This is a genomic window from Stenotrophomonas sp. CCNWLW162 (assembly GCF_037203745.1).
In the GTDB taxonomy this organism is placed as follows: domain Bacteria; phylum Pseudomonadota; class Gammaproteobacteria; order Xanthomonadales; family Xanthomonadaceae; genus Stenotrophomonas; species Stenotrophomonas maltophilia_AQ.
Genome location: NZ_JBBCBL010000005.1, coordinates 86948 through 102680, shown reverse-complemented (window position 1 = coordinate 102680; position 15733 = coordinate 86948). Strand labels below are relative to the sequence as shown.

11 protein-coding genes are annotated in these 15733 nt (G+C 66.8%); 5 read left to right on the top strand and 6 right to left on the bottom strand.

What is annotated here, in order from left to right; all coding sequences use genetic code 11:
- Window positions 1-189: 189 nt before the first annotated feature.
- Window positions 190-2622, bottom strand: coding sequence for a TonB-dependent receptor plug domain-containing protein (locus V9K93_RS15445; RefSeq protein ID WP_337302835.1), 2433 nt, complete (start codon window positions 2620-2622; stop codon window positions 190-192).
- Window positions 2623-2837: 215 nt separating this feature from the next.
- On the opposite strand from V9K93_RS15445, the gene V9K93_RS15440 reads away from it, so the two are divergent.
- The 4 genes from V9K93_RS15440 to V9K93_RS15425 all read left to right on the top strand — a co-directional run bounded on the left by V9K93_RS15440 (window position 2838) and on the right by V9K93_RS15425 (window position 8306).
- Window positions 2838-3320 carry a DUF3574 domain-containing protein gene (locus V9K93_RS15440; protein ID WP_136639324.1) on the top strand — a complete coding sequence of 161 codons (483 nt, stop codon included), beginning with the start codon at window positions 2838-2840 and terminating at the stop codon, window positions 3318-3320.
- Between the two features lie 36 nt (window positions 3321-3356).
- Entirely contained in the window at window positions 3357-4217 is an 861-nt protein-coding gene (locus V9K93_RS15435) for an SH3 domain-containing protein (protein WP_337302834.1), read from the top strand.
- Window positions 4218-4326: 109 nt separating this feature from the next.
- Window positions 4327-6045, top strand: a complete 1719-nt coding sequence (locus V9K93_RS15430) for a thiamine pyrophosphate-dependent enzyme (protein WP_337302833.1) — start codon at window positions 4327-4329, stop codon at window positions 6043-6045.
- A gap of 656 nt (window positions 6046-6701) precedes the next feature.
- On the top strand, window positions 6702-8306 hold the full coding sequence (locus V9K93_RS15425; protein WP_337302832.1) for a SulP family inorganic anion transporter: 1605 nt from the start codon (window positions 6702-6704) through the stop codon (window positions 8304-8306).
- Between the two features lie 79 nt (window positions 8307-8385).
- Here V9K93_RS15425 and V9K93_RS15420 read toward each other — a convergent pair whose 3' ends face one another.
- Complete coding sequence (locus V9K93_RS15420; RefSeq protein WP_337302831.1) at window positions 8386-9096, bottom strand: glutathione S-transferase; 711 nt, start codon at window positions 9094-9096, stop codon at window positions 8386-8388.
- Window positions 9097-9266: 170 nt separating this feature from the next.
- Here V9K93_RS15420 and V9K93_RS15415 point away from each other — a divergent pair, with 170 nt between their 5' ends.
- The gene (locus V9K93_RS15415) at window positions 9267-10091 is read left to right on the top strand and encodes a DUF3014 domain-containing protein (RefSeq protein WP_337302830.1); all 825 of its coding nucleotides are present in this window, start codon (window positions 9267-9269) and stop codon (window positions 10089-10091) included.
- 11 nt (window positions 10092-10102) lie between these two features.
- Here V9K93_RS15415 and V9K93_RS15410 read toward each other — a convergent pair whose 3' ends face one another.
- From V9K93_RS15410 to V9K93_RS15395, 4 genes are all read right to left on the bottom strand, one after another.
- A complete protein-coding gene (locus tag V9K93_RS15410) occupies window positions 10103-11230 on the bottom strand; it encodes a cytochrome-c peroxidase (protein ID WP_337302829.1) in 1128 nt (375 codons plus the stop codon).
- Window positions 11231-11267: 37 nt separating this feature from the next.
- Entirely contained in the window at window positions 11268-14036 is a 2769-nt protein-coding gene (locus tag V9K93_RS15405; protein ID WP_169050366.1) for a TonB-dependent receptor, read from the bottom strand.
- 88 nt (window positions 14037-14124) lie between these two features.
- Window positions 14125-15105: a FecR domain-containing protein gene (locus tag V9K93_RS15400; RefSeq protein WP_136639814.1), complete on the bottom strand. Its 981-nt coding sequence runs from the start codon at window positions 15103-15105 to the stop codon at window positions 14125-14127.
- The gene (locus V9K93_RS15395) at window positions 15095-15589 is read right to left on the bottom strand and encodes a sigma-70 family RNA polymerase sigma factor (protein ID WP_106468930.1); all 495 of its coding nucleotides are present in this window, start codon (window positions 15587-15589) and stop codon (window positions 15095-15097) included. Before V9K93_RS15395 ends, V9K93_RS15400 begins: the two co-directional genes overlap by 11 nt.
- Between the last annotated feature and the right edge of the window lie 144 nt (window positions 15590-15733).

Below are 15733 nucleotides of genomic sequence, written 5' to 3'. Positions count from 1 at the left end.
GACGCCCAGCTTGCCAGCGCGGGCGTGTACGTGGGGTCGAGGGCAGGCTACGGATTTGGTAGTGCCGGCCGCTGGCCGGCAACTTCATGGTCCATGGATGCACCCTGCGGTTGCCGGCCAGCGGCCGGCACTACCGTGTAGTGCGGACCAACGGTCCGCACCCACCGAAGGCAATCACACCCAATGCGATCAGAACGTATAGCGGACGCGGCCGTAGTAGTACGCGCCGTTGCTGCCGATCGGTGACAGCACGTCATACGGCAGGTTGCCGAAGTAGTGGATATCGCTGTTGGATCGATCCGGGTAGTTGTCGGTCAGGTTCTGGCCGCCGATGGCCACGCTCCACTGCGGAGTGATGCGGTACTCGACTTCGGCATCCAGCTGCCATTCGGCCTGGTAGGTCTGGCGCGGGATGTAGCCGTCACCGAAGTTGAACACGCGGGTGGCGCTGCCATAGCGGTTCACGCGGGTGCTCAGCGACCAGTGGTCGTTGCTCCAGGCGGCCGAGAAGCTGCCACGGGTGTGCGGCGTGGCATCGGTGAGGGTGTTGGTCTCTTCGATACCGAACAGCACGTAGTCCGGGTTCAGTGCACGGAGCTGTGCCGGCGTGGCCAGCACGTTCTTCAGCGTGGTCTTGGTGTACGCATAGGTGCCGGTCAGCAGCAGCTGACCGTTGCCCAGCGATTGCCGCCAGTTGCTCACCAGCTCGGCACCGCGGGTGCGGGTATCGGCGGCGTTGACGAAGAAACTGGCGCTCTGCAGGCCGGTGACGCCGTAGTTGGCCGCCACGTAGTCGGTCAGTGCATCGCCGGTGATGCTTTCCGACAGCGCGATGCGGTCGTCGATGTCGATCTGGAAGAAGTCCAGCGACAGGTCGAAGTGCTCGCCGATGCGGCTGGTGAAGCCCAGCGAGGTGTTGATCGACTTCTCCGGCTTCAGATTCTGCGCACCCAGGCCACGTGCGATCGGATTGTTGACCGACAGCAGTCGACCCTGCACCAGCTGGCCGCCGGCGTTGTAGCCGGTGGAGGTGGATTCGTAACCGATCTGCGCCAGCGACGGTGCGCGGAAGTTGTTGGAGATGGCGCCGCGCAGCGCGAACGCCGGGGTGAATTCGTAGCGCAGGCCGAGCTTGCCGGTCAGTTCGCCGCCGAAGTCGTCATTGTGCTCGTAGCGCGCGGCCAGGTCGGTGGAGAACTTCTCGCCGAACTGGCTGGACAGGCTGGCGTAGGCGCTGGCCACGTCGCGCGACAGGCGCGCCGCGTCCTGCGGGGTCAGGCCGCCACCGGCCTGCGAGCCGGTCGGGCGGTCGGTGTACGGGCCGGCCGCATAGCTGGCCGGGTCGCCGGGACGGGTCTGGTAGCGCTCATGGCGCGCTTCCACGCCCAGGCCCAGGGTGTGGCTGATGCTGTCGCTCTGGGTGAACACGCGGCTCAGGTCGAGGTTGCCCACGGTCTGTGCGTATTCGTAGTCGGCGGTCTTGAAGCGGGTCGGGCTGGTCGGGCCCAGCGATGCGTTGAGCGAATCACGCAGGCGGTAGGTGAAATCGTTCTGCCCGTAATCCAGGCTGCCGTCGTAGCTCCACTCACCCCACTGGCCGCGCACGCCGGCCACGGCCTGCACGTCGCGGTTCTCGCCTTCGGAGATCGGTCGGTAACCGTTCGGATAGACCTCTTTCCAGTTGGCATCGCCATCGGGATAGCGGAAGTAGTTCGCGCCTTCGGTATCCCGCTGGTTGAAGGTACCGAACGCGTAGAACGTCGACGTCTGGCCCACCGGGATCTCGGTGTTCAGCCACAGGTTGATGTCCTTGCTCTTGCCGTCACCCAGCACGTAGTTGCGCTTGCCCTGCAGCGCGAGGTTGCCCGGGGTCTGGTCCCACGGCGGAATCTGGTCGAAGCCGGCACGGTTGGTGCCGTTGCGGTGCTTGTACTCCAGGCCGACGCGCAGGAAGCCGCCGTCCTCGCCCAGCGAAGTGCCGACCTTGGCGCTGATGTTGCCGGTCTGGCCATCGGTGAGGGTGCGGCCGATCGGCTTGAGGTCGGTGTGGTTGGCACCGTAGCTGGCCTCGATCTCGCCACCGTCGCCGCCGTTGTCGAGGATCACGTTGATCACGCCGGCCACCGCATCGGAGCCGTACAGCGCACCGGCGCCGTCGCGAAGCACTTCGATGCGCTTGATCGCGCTGACGGGGATCGAATTGAAGTCGACCGGGGTGGTGCCCTTGCCGATCTTGCTGTCGGTGTTGACCAGCGCAGTGTGGTGGCGGCGCTTGCCATTGATCAGCACCAGCACCTGGTCCGGCGACAGGCCGCGCAGCTGCGCGGCGCGCACGTGGTCAGCGCCGCCGGAGTTGGACTGGCGCGGGAAGTTGAATGACGGCAGCAGCGCCTGCAGCGCACTGCCCAGCTCACCGTTGACCACGCCGGCCTTGCGGATGTCCTCGGCGGTGAGCACATCCACCGGCGAGGTGGATTCGAGCACGGTGCGGTCGGCCGCGCGGGTGCCGGTGACGATCACCGTGTCCAGGTTGGTGGCGTCCTGGGCCAGGGCCGGGGCGGCGGCGGAAAGCGCGAGGGCGATGGCGAGGCCGAGTGGCGACGCAGGAAGGCGGACGGACATGGGGGCTCCAGCAACAACGACGACGGGGAAGGGGGGAGATAGTTTCACTTACATCCATCCGGATGAAGCGATATATTATCTTCGCGTGATGGCCGGTGCCGATGCAAGCCCTGCCGGTCCGGCATGAGCTGATGCCCCGCTGGCATCAGCACGCCGGGCCGGTGGCGCTGTACGCTGCCGCCTCGCCTTGTCCCCCTTCCCCCGGAGTTGTACCGATGAAACACCTTGGCCTCGTCTTCGCCGTGCTGCTGGCCACCAGCGGCTGCGCCAGCCTCTCTTCGCAGGCGCCCAGCGCCTATGCCACGGCCACCACCGCCGAACTGAAGGGCGATGCCGCCCGCCCGTCCGCCGGCCACGGCTGGGTGCGCAGCGAGCTGTACTTCGGCGTGGGCGAGGAGCAGGGCGCCGGCAACCGCCCGCAGGCCGACACCATCAGCGATGCGCAGTGGCGCACTTTCCTGGACAAGGAAGTGACCCCGCGCTTCCCGGATGGCCTGACCGTGTTCGATGCTTATGGCCAGTGGCTGTTCCGCGGCGATGCCGCACCCAACCGCCTGCGCACCAAGGTGCTGGTGGTGCTGCACGAGGACACCCCGCAGCGCCGCGCCGATATCGAAGCGATCCGCCTGGCGTGGAAGCAGCAGACCAAGCATCAGTCGGTGCTGTGGTCGCGGCAGCCGGTCGAGGTATCGTTCTGACCTGAAGGGGCCATCGTGGCGCCACAGGGATGGACGATGAAACACAGGGACTACGTGCTGGGCCTGCTGCTGGCAGGCCTGTGGCTGCCGACGGCGGAGGCGAATGAGGGCGACGGCGAAACGCTACGGTTCCAGGTCGCCGCTCACGTGCAGGCACACGCCGATCCCCAGCAGGACGGCAGCATCGCGGTGCAGTTGTCGCCGTCGGGCAAGCGCCAGAGGCTGGAGGGTGCGGCGGATGCGGACGGCAATTCGCGATGGGGTCTGGAGGACGTCGATTTCGATGGCTACCCGGAATTGATTGCACGTGCATCGGTGGGCATGGTCAACGAAGCGGTGGCGGTCTATCGCTTCGACGTAGGCAGCGGTGAGTTCCGCGCACTGAAGGCGGTGACCCATGGACACGACCAGTGCGGTGACCTGATGGGCCTTACCGCCGACGCCGCCACGCGCACGCTGACCGCCAGCTGCCGCAGCGGGCCGATGTGGTACACCGACGTGTATCGCTTCAACGGACCGCAGCTCTATCTGTACCGCGGTGAGAGCGTGTTGATGCTGGGCGATACGCTGAACCGTGCGCTGCACTGGGAAGAGACCGAGAACCAGGGGCCACTGGCGGTGTGGCGCACCTACGATCCCTCCGGCAAGGTGCTGGAAAGCGCCATCGGCGACGGGCTCGGCGCACCAGCAAGCGGTGCGCCGCTGGTGGGGCTGATGGCGAGCGTGCTGCCTGCGCGCCTGTTCCTGTTCGACCGCCCTGGTGCATCGAGCACGCAGCGCTACCTGGTGCAGGGTGATCGCGTGGAGATGCTGGATGAGCAGGATGGTTGGCTGCAGGTGCGCTACCGCAACCCGAAGCGCGGCGCGGTGACGGGGTGGATCAACGTCAACGATTGACGGCAGCCCTGCCCGGAGTTTGCACGACAAGGCGATCGGCCTCTTGCCCACGGAAGCATCACTTCACCGGGACTAGCCTCGGGGTTCCCCCTTGCAAGGCTGTAGTCCCATGAGCAAGCGCGTTGCCGAGATCGTCGTCGATACCCTGCAGCAGGCGGGCGTCCGCCGTTGTTATGGCATCGTCGGCGACACCCTGAACCATGTCACCGACGCACTGCATCGCAGTGAGATCGAGTGGGTGCATGTCCGCCATGAAGAGGTCGCGGCGTTCGCGGCCGGTGCCGATTCATTGATCAGCGGCCAGCTGACCGCCTGCGCGGGTTCGTGCGGTCCTGGCGGTCTGCACTTCATCAACGGCATCTTCGAGAGCAACCGCAACCGCGCGCCGATGGTGCTGATCGCCAGCCAGGTGGTCACCAGCGAACTGGGCATGGAGTTCCCGCAGGAAGTGGATTTCAAGGCGGTGTACGGCAGCTGCACCGTGTTCTGCGAGCAGGTGCACAGCCCGGCCCAGGCACGGCGCGTGGTGGCGCTGGCCTGCCAGGCGGCGATCAGCCGCCGCGGTGTGGCGGTGGTGATCCTGCCGGCCGACATCAGCGAAGCGGAAGTGAAGCACGATGTGCCGTTCTCGGTGCATTACACCCAGCCGGTGCTGCGCCCCTCCGAGGCCGAGCTGCAGCACATCGCCGAACTGCTGGGGCAGGGCAAGCGTATCGGCATCTATGCCGGCGCCGGTTGCCAGGGGGCACATGCGCAGCTGCTGGAACTGGCGCGGCGCCTGCAGGCACCGGTGGCGCACACATCGCGTGCGAAGGACTTCGTCGAACCGGACAACCCGTACAACATGGGCATGACCGGAGTCTTCGGCATCGAATCCGGGTTCCACACGTTGATGGAGTGCGACACGCTGCTGCTGCTCGGCGCGGATTTCGCCTGGGGCCAGTTCTATCCGGACAAGGCCACGATCATCCAGGTCGACCGCGACGGCAGCCACCTCGGTCGACGCCATCCGGTGAACCTGGGCGTGGTCGGTGATATCGCTCCGACACTGGACGCGCTGCTGCCGATGCTGCCTCCGCGCGAAGACAGCAGTTTCCTGGACGAATGCATCGAGCACCGCGACAAGGCGCTGAAGAAGCGCGAGCAGGAGGAACAACCCGGCGAAGGCGAACTGATCCACCCGCAGCACCTGACCGCGCTGCTGTCGAAGTACGCTACCGACGATGCGCTGTTCACCGCGGATGGTGGCTCGCCGATGGTGTGGGTGCTGCGGCACATCCGGGTGAACGGCCGGCGCCGCACGCTGACCAGCCTGCTGCACGGCACGATGGCCAACGCGATGCCGCAGGCGCTGGGGCTGCAGAAGGCCTTCCCGGGGCGGCAGGTGATTTCGCTGTCCGGCGATGGTGGCCTGGCGATGCTGCTGGGCGATCTGTTGACGGCCGTGCAGGAAAACCTGCCGATCAAGGTGGTGGTGTTCAACAACGGCTCGCTGAATTTCGTCGAGCTGGAGCAGAAGGTGGAAGGCCTTCTGGACAACTACACCGACCTGAAGAATCCGGACTTCGGCCGCTTGGCCGAGGTGATCGGCTTCCACGGCCGCACCGTGACCCGCAGCGAGGACCTGGAAGAAGCGGTGCAGGATTTCCTGGCCCAGCGTGGGCCGGCGCTGCTGGATGTACATACCAGTCGCGCGGAGCTGGTGATGCCACCGCAGATCGAAGCCAAGCAGGTGGCGGGCACGGCGTTGTATGCGGCCAAGGCGGTGTTGAACGGCCGCTTCGACGACGTGAAGCATCTGCTGGTGGACAACTTCCTGAAGAAGTGAGGGTTGGGGTCTGATGCAGGGCTGCGCCCTGCACCCGCCGAATCAACGTCAACGTCAACGTCAAAAGCGGGGTATCGGTGGGATGGCGGGGTGGGTCCGGTTGCGGGGGACGCCGTAAACCCATCCTTGGGGGCTTGGCCGCGGCATCCATGCCGCGGACACCCCCGCAGCCGGACCCACCCCGCCTTCGACAGATTTCCGCGATCCGTTGGAATGGCATGGCCTGTTGCTCGTGGGGGTCGACCTTGGTCGGCACAGTAGATCCACGCCATGCGTGGATGCTTCCCGGTAGTGCCGGCCGCTGGCCGGCAACCAGGCAGATGCCTGCGATCCGGCGCTTGAGAGCGCAGCGACCGGCTTCTGCTTTTGATCTTTTGATTCTCTTCCGTGGCTGGCGCCCGCAGGAAACTGTCAGGGGCCGGGCGGGTAGGCTGCGCGGGGGTGTCCGCGGCATGGATGCCGCGGCCAAGCCCCCAAGGATGGGTTCACGGCGTCCCCCGCGTAGCCTACCCACCCGGCCCAACACGGGAAATCGTAGTTCGCGACCAACCACGAGGGGCTCCGCCGTTGGCTGGAACCCATCATTCCACGACGGAATTGGCGCACCGGCCTCGCTGGGCCTACCATCGGCGGTCTCCACTCCCACCGCCCCTTCCATGTCCGCTCCCGCTCCCGCCGCACCGCGTCGCTGGTTCGTCGCCGGCGACTTCAACGGCTTCTTCGGCCTGGTCGTCGACAACCTCTCCATCCTCGGCTTCATCGCCATGGCCCTGGTCGGGATCTTCCAGTTCCCCGCCGACGTAGTGTTCGGCCGCATGTTCCCCGGCACTGCCTTCGGCGTGCTGGTTGGCAACCTGCTGTACACCCTGATGGCGCGCCGCCTGGCCACGCGCACCGGCCGCGACGATGTCACCGCCATGCCGCTCGGCCTGGATGCACCGACCAGCATCGGCATGGCCCTGCTGGTGCTCGGCCCGGCTTTCATTGCGTTCAAGCAGCAGGGCATGGACCCGCATGCCGCGGGTATTGCGACCTGGCAGCTGGGCATGGCCGCGCTGGTCATCATGGGCGTGCTCAAGTTCGTGCTGTCATTCTTCGGTGAAGCGGTCACCCGCGCGCTGCCGCGTGCTGCGCTGCTGGGTTCCATCGCCGGCATCGCGCTGGTGCTGATGGGCCTGCTGCCGCTGCTGGAAACGCTGCGCTCGCCGCTGGTTGGTTTCACGACGCTGGGCCTGCTGCTGTACGTGCTGATCGCCAAGGGCAAGCTGCCGGTGCGTGGCCCGGGCGTGCTGTTGGCCTTCGTGTTCGGCACCGTGCTGTATTACGGCCTTGGCCTGGCCGGGCTCGGCGCACCGGGCTTCCACGTACCGGAGTGGGTGCCGCCGCAGGTGGTGCTGCCGCTGCCGACGCTGGGTTTCCTTGATGGCCTGCCCACCGCGATGACCTACCTGCCGCTGCTGCTGCCGTTCGGCCTGCTGATGGTGGTCGGTGGCATCAACGTCTCCGAAAGCGCACGCGCGGCCGGCGATGATTACCGCACCCGCGACATCCTGCTGGTGGAAGCGGTGGCCACGCTGGTGGCTGGCGTCTGCGGCGGCGTCGCGCAGACCACGCCGTACATCGGCCAGCCGGCCTACAAGCACATGGGTGCGCGCAGCGGCTACACGCTGCTGACCGGCCTGTTCGTCGGCATCGGCGGCATGCTTGGCATCATCTCCGGGCTGGTGCAGTGGCTGCCGCTGGCGGTGCTGGCGCCGATCATCGTGTACGTGGCCATCGACATCACCACCCAGGCCTTCCAGGCCACGCCGCGTCACCATACCGGTGCGATGGTGTTCGGTTTCCTGCCGTCGGTGGCCTACCTGCTGGCGATCAAGGCGCCGGGCTGGATCGCGCCGGACCAGTTGCCGCAGCTGCTGACCAAGCTCGACGGCCACGGCCTGCCGGAGCTGGCGGTGATCTTCACCCTCGGCAATGGCTTCATCATCACTTCGATGCTGTGGATCTCGGCGGTGGCGGCAATGGTCGATGGCCGTCTGCGCCGTGCCTGCGGCTTCCTGTTGGTGGCCGCCGTGCTGACCCTGTTCGGCCTGATCCACTCGGTGGACCCGCGCGGTGGCATCTATCTGCCTTGGGAGCTGGAAGGGCTGGCACGCATCATCAGCTGGCAGTTCGCCGGCGCCTACGTGGCACTGGCAGTGCTGCTGGGCCTGCTGTCGCTGCAGAAGCAGGCGGTGAAGCCGCTGGGTGAAAACAGCTGACCCCAAGTTAGTGCCGGCCGCTGGCCGGCATCCTCATGGACCTCGGACGCAGTGTGCAGCTGCCGGCCAGCGGCCGGCACTACCGCTCCCCATCCAGCTCCGGGTAGTGGCGGAAGATGCCATTGGTGTTGAACGGCAAGCGCCGTTCCGAGGCCAGGTAGGCGGCAATGGCCGGCCGCTTCGCCACCCGCTCCTGCAGCGCACGCAGCAGGGGCAGGGTTGGGCCCAGTGCCTGCATGCGGCGTGGGAACATGTAATCCAGCCCGCTCAGCAGCTGGAACAGCGACAGATCCACGTAGGAATGCTCGCGCAGCGTATGGCGGCCGCCATTGGCGGCCAGCACCTGCTCGAAGTAGCCGAGGAACTTCGGCAGCCGTTCGCTGCGCAGAGAGGCGGCGCGTGCCTTGGCTTCGATCTTCTGCTCTTCGTAGTACTTTGATACGGCGATCGGATGGTGGGTGTCATGCACCTCGGCCACCAGATCGGCGATGGTCAGCTGCAACTGCAGCGCCTGCATCCGCCGCGAGGCCGCCTGTGGCACCAGGTCCAACGTCGGGCCAAGGAAATCCAGGATCGCCGCGACCTGTGCGATGACCTGGCGGCCGGCCTTCAGGAATGGCGGCGCGAATGGCTGCGTCCCCTCGCTTTTCCCATCAAGGAAAGGTTGCATCACTGCATCGCCGTGTACCCGTGCCATGTCGATGTAGTCGGCGCCGGCATCTTCCAGCGCCAGCCGCACGAATTCACCGCGGCCCTGGATGCCGGTCCAGTAGTACAGCGCGTATTGCATGGCAACGTCTCCACACGACAAGAGCAACAGCCTCGCGCGCGGCGTGCAAAGCAGGCGTGAGCGTGGCTGCAGGTCCTGCCCAACCCAAACCGCAGCCGAACGAAGGGGGAACCCTCGCCGACACGGGGGGTCACACCATCTCCATGCGTGTGAAAACGAGGTGCTGCATCATGCAGAGTGGAAAGGCGGTATGGCCCTGGGTGCTGGGCGTGGTGGTGATCGGCGGTGCGGGCGGGTGGTTGTTCCGCGATCAGCTGAAGAGCCTGGCGGACGGCGTTTCGGTGCCGGTGCAATCCACTCCCGCCAGCAGCGCTGCACCTCCACAGCCAATGACGGCCGAGCAACAGGCCCCGGCACCTCCACCGATCAGGCACCCGCTGGAGACAGAGGCGGCCGCTGATCCAGCACTGCCGAAACTGGCCGACAGCGATGCCGCTGCCTGGGGCGCGCTGAGCCAGCTGTTCCAGGGCGAGGGCCCGCTGACCCTGCTGTTGCGCGATCATCTGATCCAGCGCCTGGTCACCCAGGTCGACAACCTGGACAAGCCGAGCGTGCCGCCGACCGCACTGGCCGCGCGGCCGCTGCCGGGCAACCTGCAGGTCGAGGCGGGTGAGGGCGGCGAACGCATCGCCGCCAGCAACGCGACGCGCTATGCGCCCTACGTGCAGGCATTTACCGCGCTCGACCCGGCGGCAACGGCCACGGCCTACAAGCGCTTCTATCCGCTGATCCAGCAGGCCTACGTCGATCTTGGCCGGCCCGACGGCTATTTCAACGACCGTCTGGTGGCGGTGATCGACCACTTGCTGGACACCCCGGAGCTGGCCCAGCCGCCGTTGGTGGAACGCGACGAGCGTGGCCGCTACCGCTTCGTCGACGCCACCCTGCAGTCGCGCTCGATCGGGCAGAAAGCCCTGCTGCGCATGGATGTGGCGCAGGCAAGGGCCATCAAGCAGCAGCTGCGGGCGATCCGTACTGCCATCACCCGCGGCTGAGCCTGCAGGCGTCAGAGGGCCAGCAGGAAGGCTTCGATGTCCTGCAGGTCCCGCCTGCTGAGCCCGCGCGGACGCAGCAACGGATCGGGTGCCGGGAAGGGGGCTGCGTCTGGCGGGAGACCCGCCGGAGCCCGCGGTCGGGCACCGCCCACGTTGTAGAACGCCAGCACGCCAGACAATTTCGGGATCATGCCGTTGTGCATGTAGGGCGCTGTGGCGGCAACGCCACGCAGCGACGGTGTACGGAAACGGCCGCTGTCGGCGGGATCACCGGTGACCTCATAACGCCCCAGATCCTGCCGCGAACGCCCGTGGAAATGCAGGCCCAGATTGTGGAAGCCGTTGTTGGTCAGCGCCGCCCCGCTGTGGCAGTTCATGCAGCCGGCCTGCGTGCGGAACAGGTGCAGGCCACGCAGCTGGGCATCGTCCAGCGCACGCGCATTGCCAAGCAGGAAGCGATCAAAGCGACTGTTGCGTGGCGACAGGCTGCGTTCGAACGCGGCGATGGCCTGGCCGAGCTGCGCGGCATCGATGCGCGGCTGCGCGAACACCTCGTTGAACGCACGACGGTAGGACGCATCCCGGCGCAAGCGACGCACGGCGCCCTGCGTGGTGAAGCCCATTTCGACGGGATCGGCGATCGGATGCAGCGCCTGCGCCTCCAGCGTGGCGGCGCGCCCATCCCAGAATAGCGGCGCCACGTGCGCACTGGCCACCACGCTGGGTGCATTGCGGCGACCGGGCTGGCGGTCGTGGCCGAACGATACGCGGCGGCCATCGGCCCAGCCCAGGTCCGGGTCATGGCAACTGGCACAGGCCAATTGCCGCGACTTCGAAAGAACCGGATCGAAAAACAGCCGACGGCCCAAGGCGACTTTTGCGGGCGTTGATGGATGGCCGGGTGGATCGGCCGGGGCAGGTAGCGGAGCCAGCTCCTGCCAGGCGACGCCGGGTTCCACCTCTGGCGCTGGCCACTGCATGCTGGGGTTGCTGTAGAGCGCGCGCAGGCAGGCGCTGTCCGGACGCGCGGGAAGCACGTCGGGGCACGGGGTATGACGCGCAGGTGCAGGCATGCCCGCGCCGCCCAGCAACAGGGCGGCGACGGGCAGCAGCAGACGCAGGCTTGGATAGGCGCGCATGTATGACGCCGGTACGGCGTTCAACGGCACGATGCAGTCAGTAGCGGTAGCCCACTTCCAGCCAGAACTGCCGTCCGATGTCATACAGCGGTGCGTTGCCAACGGCGGAGGATGCGCCGTAGACATTGCGCCGGTTCAGTACATTGGTGATGTCCACATTCGCGTAGACCGTTCCGGCCTGGGCGGACAGCTCGCGTTCCCAACCCAGGCGGACGTTCCAGGTCAGCGACGGGGAGAACTGCCGCTCCTCCCATACGTCGATGCGCTCGCCCTGGTACATCTCGGTCAGCGAAGTCCTGGCGATCCGGCGGTAGCCGGCCGAGTAGGTCAGCATGTTGGTCACGGTCAGGTCCAGCGGTGCAATGCGGGTGATCGTGTTCACGCGCGCCGACCACGGGCGTGTGTAGTTGTCGGCGGGCTTCTGCTGGTAGCGCATGTAGCGGCCGTCGTAGCGGATCCATGGGTTCAGGTAGAACTGGTCGGCGCTGTCGTCGTAGAACGGCACCGCCTTGCGCACGTCGGTCCAGTCCAGAGAGAGCAGCGCCTGGGTATGCGTCGCCCCGGCTGTCCAGCCGCGCAGCGGCTGCGCGGTCAGGGAATAGATGTTGCTCAGGCCACTGCCGGTGCTGGACCAGGTGCTGTAATTGCCGGCCAATGTGGGGTCGTCGGGTGTGATGCCGGTGATGCGCCCGCTCACGTTGATGACCTGGTCGCGCAGCCGGCGGTTGACGGCCTTCAGGTTGAAGCGCCAACCCGCCCAATCCTGACGCCACGCCAGCATCAGCTCATCGGCATAGCCCACCTTGTCGATGTTGAAGTAGGTGTCATTTCCGGCCTGGGTGCCGGTGGTCCACGCCCCGTTCAGGCTGGTACGGCGTTCGTTGTTGTAGCGCAGCCGGTTGACACCATCGCGCAGCTTCCAGGTGGCCATGTTGCGGCCGTAGTAGCGGTTGGCGCCTGCGGTGAGCAGGGTGCCATCGCGCGGCTCCCAGCTCAGCGCGAAGCGGGGTGCGATGGTGGTCTGCCCGATGTAGCTGTCGCGCTCGATGCGCAGACCCGGACGGATCGAGACCGCGCCGTAGCGCATGTCGTCGTCGATGTGTGCGGCGAAGCTCTCCACATCGAAGCCGATGTGGCCGGTGGCGTAGCGGGTACGGCGGGTGAAGTACTGGCCTGGCCAGCCTGCTGCCGCGGTCAGGCCCATGTCACAGGCGGTATCGATCTCGCCGGAGTTGAGGGTGCACGTCGTGGTGCGGGCCGGTGTGACATAGGTGCTGTTCTCGGTCAGGCGACGATAGTCGAACCTCTGCCGGGTCAGCTCCACGCCCGTGGTCAGCTGGTGGACCCCACCGCCAAGGTCGAAGGCGTGGGTCTGTGCCTGCGCGCTGTAGGTAAGACGTCGTTGCCGTTGTTCGATGTCACCGAACTCGCCTTCCAGCGTGGACGCGTTGGTGCCCCAGTCCTTGCTGGCCGAGCGCAGCCAGGTGAAATAGTCATCGCTCTGCGCATCACGCGACTGCTCGGTGCCGCTCCAGCTTAGGCGCTGGGTGATCGTGCCCCAGTCCGCCTGCCAGGTGGCTCCCAGGTTGATCATCGTGCCGCCGCTGTCGATGCGCACGCCGGCGCCGCGGATGTTGGACCGGAACAGCTGGTTCTCCGATGGCGCATGCGTGACGGACGCATCGACGGTCAGCCGGTCGCTGGCCTCCCAGACCGCCTTCAGCATCGCCTGGTCCGAGCGTTGGCGCTGTACTTCGCGTTCCGAGCCGTAGCTGTCCACCAGGTGTGCGGAATAGAAGTAGGTGGGAATCGAGGAGCGCTTGCGGGTGAAGTTGGCCAGTACGCCCAGCGTATCGGTCACCTTGCCTTCCAGCGTGGCGCGCCATGTTTCCTTGGTGAACTCGGGTTGACCATCGCCCCACGAAGAAGCATTGGCATAGTCCTCGCGCATGCTTTCATCCAGCAGGTAGCGGGTCCAGGACGAGCGCGTGGTCTGGTAGGACACGCTGCCGGAAAAGGCGTCCTTCGGCTTGCGCACGTTGGCCTCGATGACGCCACCGCTGAATCCGCCGTAGGCCGCCGGCACGTTGCTGTCCAGCACGGTCAGGTCGGCCAGCAGGTCGGTGTCCAGGGCGAAGGCCTGGCTGTTGCCGGGGGCGGTCGCCAGGCGGTAGGGCGATGGATCGCCACCGGGATCGATGTCGTTGTTGAAGTTCATGCCATCGACCACGAAGGCATTCTGGTAGAACGGCGCACCATTGATGCTTACATTGGCCGGCGAGATGTCGCCGGGGGTGAAGCTGCTCAACTGGGCGTTGTCGAACTGGACGGCGGGGTTGATCCTCAACAGGCGCCCGATGTCACCGTTGCCGGTGGCCTGGGCATGCATGTAGTCCTCGTCCAGGCGCAGGCCTTCGGCATAGCGGAACGGCTGCACTTCACCGCTCACGCGCAGTGGCAGGGTCTTTCGCGCTGCTGACACCGGTACAACGTTGCCTGCCGCCTGCAGCGTGTAGCTGCCGTCTGCGCCAGGCTGGATGCGCAGGCCGGTACCGGTCAGCAGGCGTGCAAAGCCCTGTTCGGTGCTGAAGGTACCCGACAGTGCCGGTGCCATGCGTCCGGCGGCCAGCGCGGGGTCGAAGGACAGGGCGATACCACGCTGGGCAGCGAAGGTGCTCAGGGCCAGGCCGAGCGGGCTGGCGGCCTGTTCGGTAGCGGCTACGGCCTGCAGCGATGCCACCTGGGCAAACACCGGCGTGGTCGCCAGAGCAATGGCCAGCAGGCTCAGCCGGAAGGGTCGGATCATGGAGGGCATGGAGGGCACGTAAGGAAGGGATTCACTCCCTCTGCCACCCGGACGCGGAAAAAGTGTCACTGCTGGCGATGCGGCCCGCTCACCGTGGCGTTCCTGCGCGCAGCCGCGTCCACAGTCCCGCTGGTCCGCGCTGGATCTCCAGTCCGTGGACGGCTGCCAGCATGGCTACGGCGCGGTCCAGGTCATCCACGGGGAATGCACCTGACACCCGCTGGGATGCGATCGCATCGTCGCAGCCCAGCCAGCCGGATTGATAGCGGCCCAGCTGTTCCAGCACGCGGCGCAGGGGCTGCGCATCGACCACCAGCATGCCGTGGCGCCAGGCGTCGACGGCCGGTGCGATGGCCTGCACCGACGCGAAGGCATCTGCGCGGAAGCTCAGCTGCCTTCCGGCATCGACGACACGCTGTTGCCCTGTTGCGGCCAACATGACCCGTACCGTTCCTTCGAGCACGGCCACTACGGTGGTCGCATCGGCATGCTGCACATTGAAGCGCGTGCCCAGGGCCTGCATGCGCCCTGCCGGACTGGCGAGCACGAAGGGACGCGCCGGTCGCCGGGAATCTGCGGCGGTTTCCACCAGCACCTGTCCGTGCCGCAGCCGCAGCAGGCGCTGCTGGTCATCAAAGGCGATGTCCATGGCGGTATCGGTGTCCAGGAGCAGCACGCTGCCGTCGTCCAGTACATGGCGCAGGCGCTCGCCCACGGCCGTGCGTGCGCTGGCATCCCATGCGGCCTCGTCGTACATTCGCCAGGCCAGCCAGCCACCCAGCGGGGCGACCAGCAGTGCGGCGACGCTGCGCAGCAGCGCACGCCGGCCCGGCGAGCGCGCGCGCTGCAGTGCGCTGTGGGCCAATGGCGGTGGAACCTGCCCGCTCAGCGCCAGCAAGCGTTCCGCGCGTTGCCACGCGCGTGCATGCTCAGGGTCGGCATCGTGCCAGCGCTGCCACTGCGCACGCTGCGCTACGCTGCCGTCCTCGTGCAGGCGCATCAGCCAGTCGGCGGCCTGCTCCAGCACACGTGGCGGTAGGGCCGGTGCGGTGGCGGTCTCAGCCGGCATGCGCAAGGCAGCCAAGCAGCGCCCGCTTCATGTGCCGCTTCACCGTGGACAACGACAACCCCAGCTGTTCGCTGATGGCCTCATAGCGAAGCCCATCGAACTGCGCCAGCAGGAACACCCGGCGCGCCATCGCCGGCAACCCGTCCAGCATCGCATCGATCTGCTGCAGGGCCTCACGTACCAGGGCCTGTTCTTCCAGCGAGGGCAACACCGGCTCTGGAAACTGGGCCAGGTATTCCAGGTAGGCGCGCTCCAGCGCCTGGCGGCGGAACCAGTTGGCGGCCAGCCCGCGCGCTACCGTGGTCAGGAAGGCACGGGGCTCACGCAGGGCAGCGAGATCGCGCCCCTGCAGCAGCCGCGCGAAGGTGTCCTGGGTTAGATCGTCAGCCACATCGCGATTGCCCACGCGCCCGCTCAGCCAGCCGTGCAGCCAGAGGCGATGGTCGCGGTACAGCATGCCCAGTTGTTCGTGTCGGGGGCCCATGAAAGGGGATGTGTGGCCTTGATCGAAATGAGAATGATTCGCAAGTATCGCATCCGCGATGCCCGGATTCCAGTGCTTGGCGCGCAGTGGCTTGCGCTGGATCAACGCGCCGACCACACCCGCTCCGGCATGCTGGCCGCAGGC

Excerpts from the sequence above, each read along its gene's own strand:
- V9K93_RS15445 (WP_337302835.1), bottom strand. The coding sequence starts at position 2,622 with ATGTCCGTCCGCCTTCCTGCGTCGCCACTCGGCCTCGCCATCGCCCTC.
- V9K93_RS15440 (WP_136639324.1), top strand. The coding sequence starts at position 2,838 with ATGAAACACCTTGGCCTCGTCTTCGCCGTGCTGCTGGCCACCAGCGGC.
- V9K93_RS15435 (WP_337302834.1), top strand. The coding sequence starts at position 3,357 with ATGAAACACAGGGACTACGTGCTGGGCCTGCTGCTGGCAGGCCTGTGG.
- V9K93_RS15430 (WP_337302833.1), top strand. The coding sequence starts at position 4,327 with ATGAGCAAGCGCGTTGCCGAGATCGTCGTCGATACCCTGCAGCAGGCG.
- V9K93_RS15425 (WP_337302832.1), top strand. The coding sequence starts at position 6,702 with ATGTCCGCTCCCGCTCCCGCCGCACCGCGTCGCTGGTTCGTCGCCGGC.
- V9K93_RS15420 (WP_337302831.1), bottom strand. The coding sequence starts at position 9,096 with ATGCAATACGCGCTGTACTACTGGACCGGCATCCAGGGCCGCGGTGAA.
- V9K93_RS15415 (WP_337302830.1), top strand. The coding sequence starts at position 9,267 with ATGCAGAGTGGAAAGGCGGTATGGCCCTGGGTGCTGGGCGTGGTGGTG.
- V9K93_RS15410 (WP_337302829.1), bottom strand. The coding sequence starts at position 11,230 with ATGCGCGCCTATCCAAGCCTGCGTCTGCTGCTGCCCGTCGCCGCCCTG.
- V9K93_RS15405 (WP_169050366.1), bottom strand. The coding sequence starts at position 14,036 with ATGATCCGACCCTTCCGGCTGAGCCTGCTGGCCATTGCTCTGGCGACC.
- V9K93_RS15400 (WP_136639814.1), bottom strand. The coding sequence starts at position 15,105 with ATGCCGGCTGAGACCGCCACCGCACCGGCCCTACCGCCACGTGTGCTG.
- V9K93_RS15395 (WP_106468930.1), bottom strand. The coding sequence starts at position 15,589 with ATGGGCCCCCGACACGAACAACTGGGCATGCTGTACCGCGACCATCGC.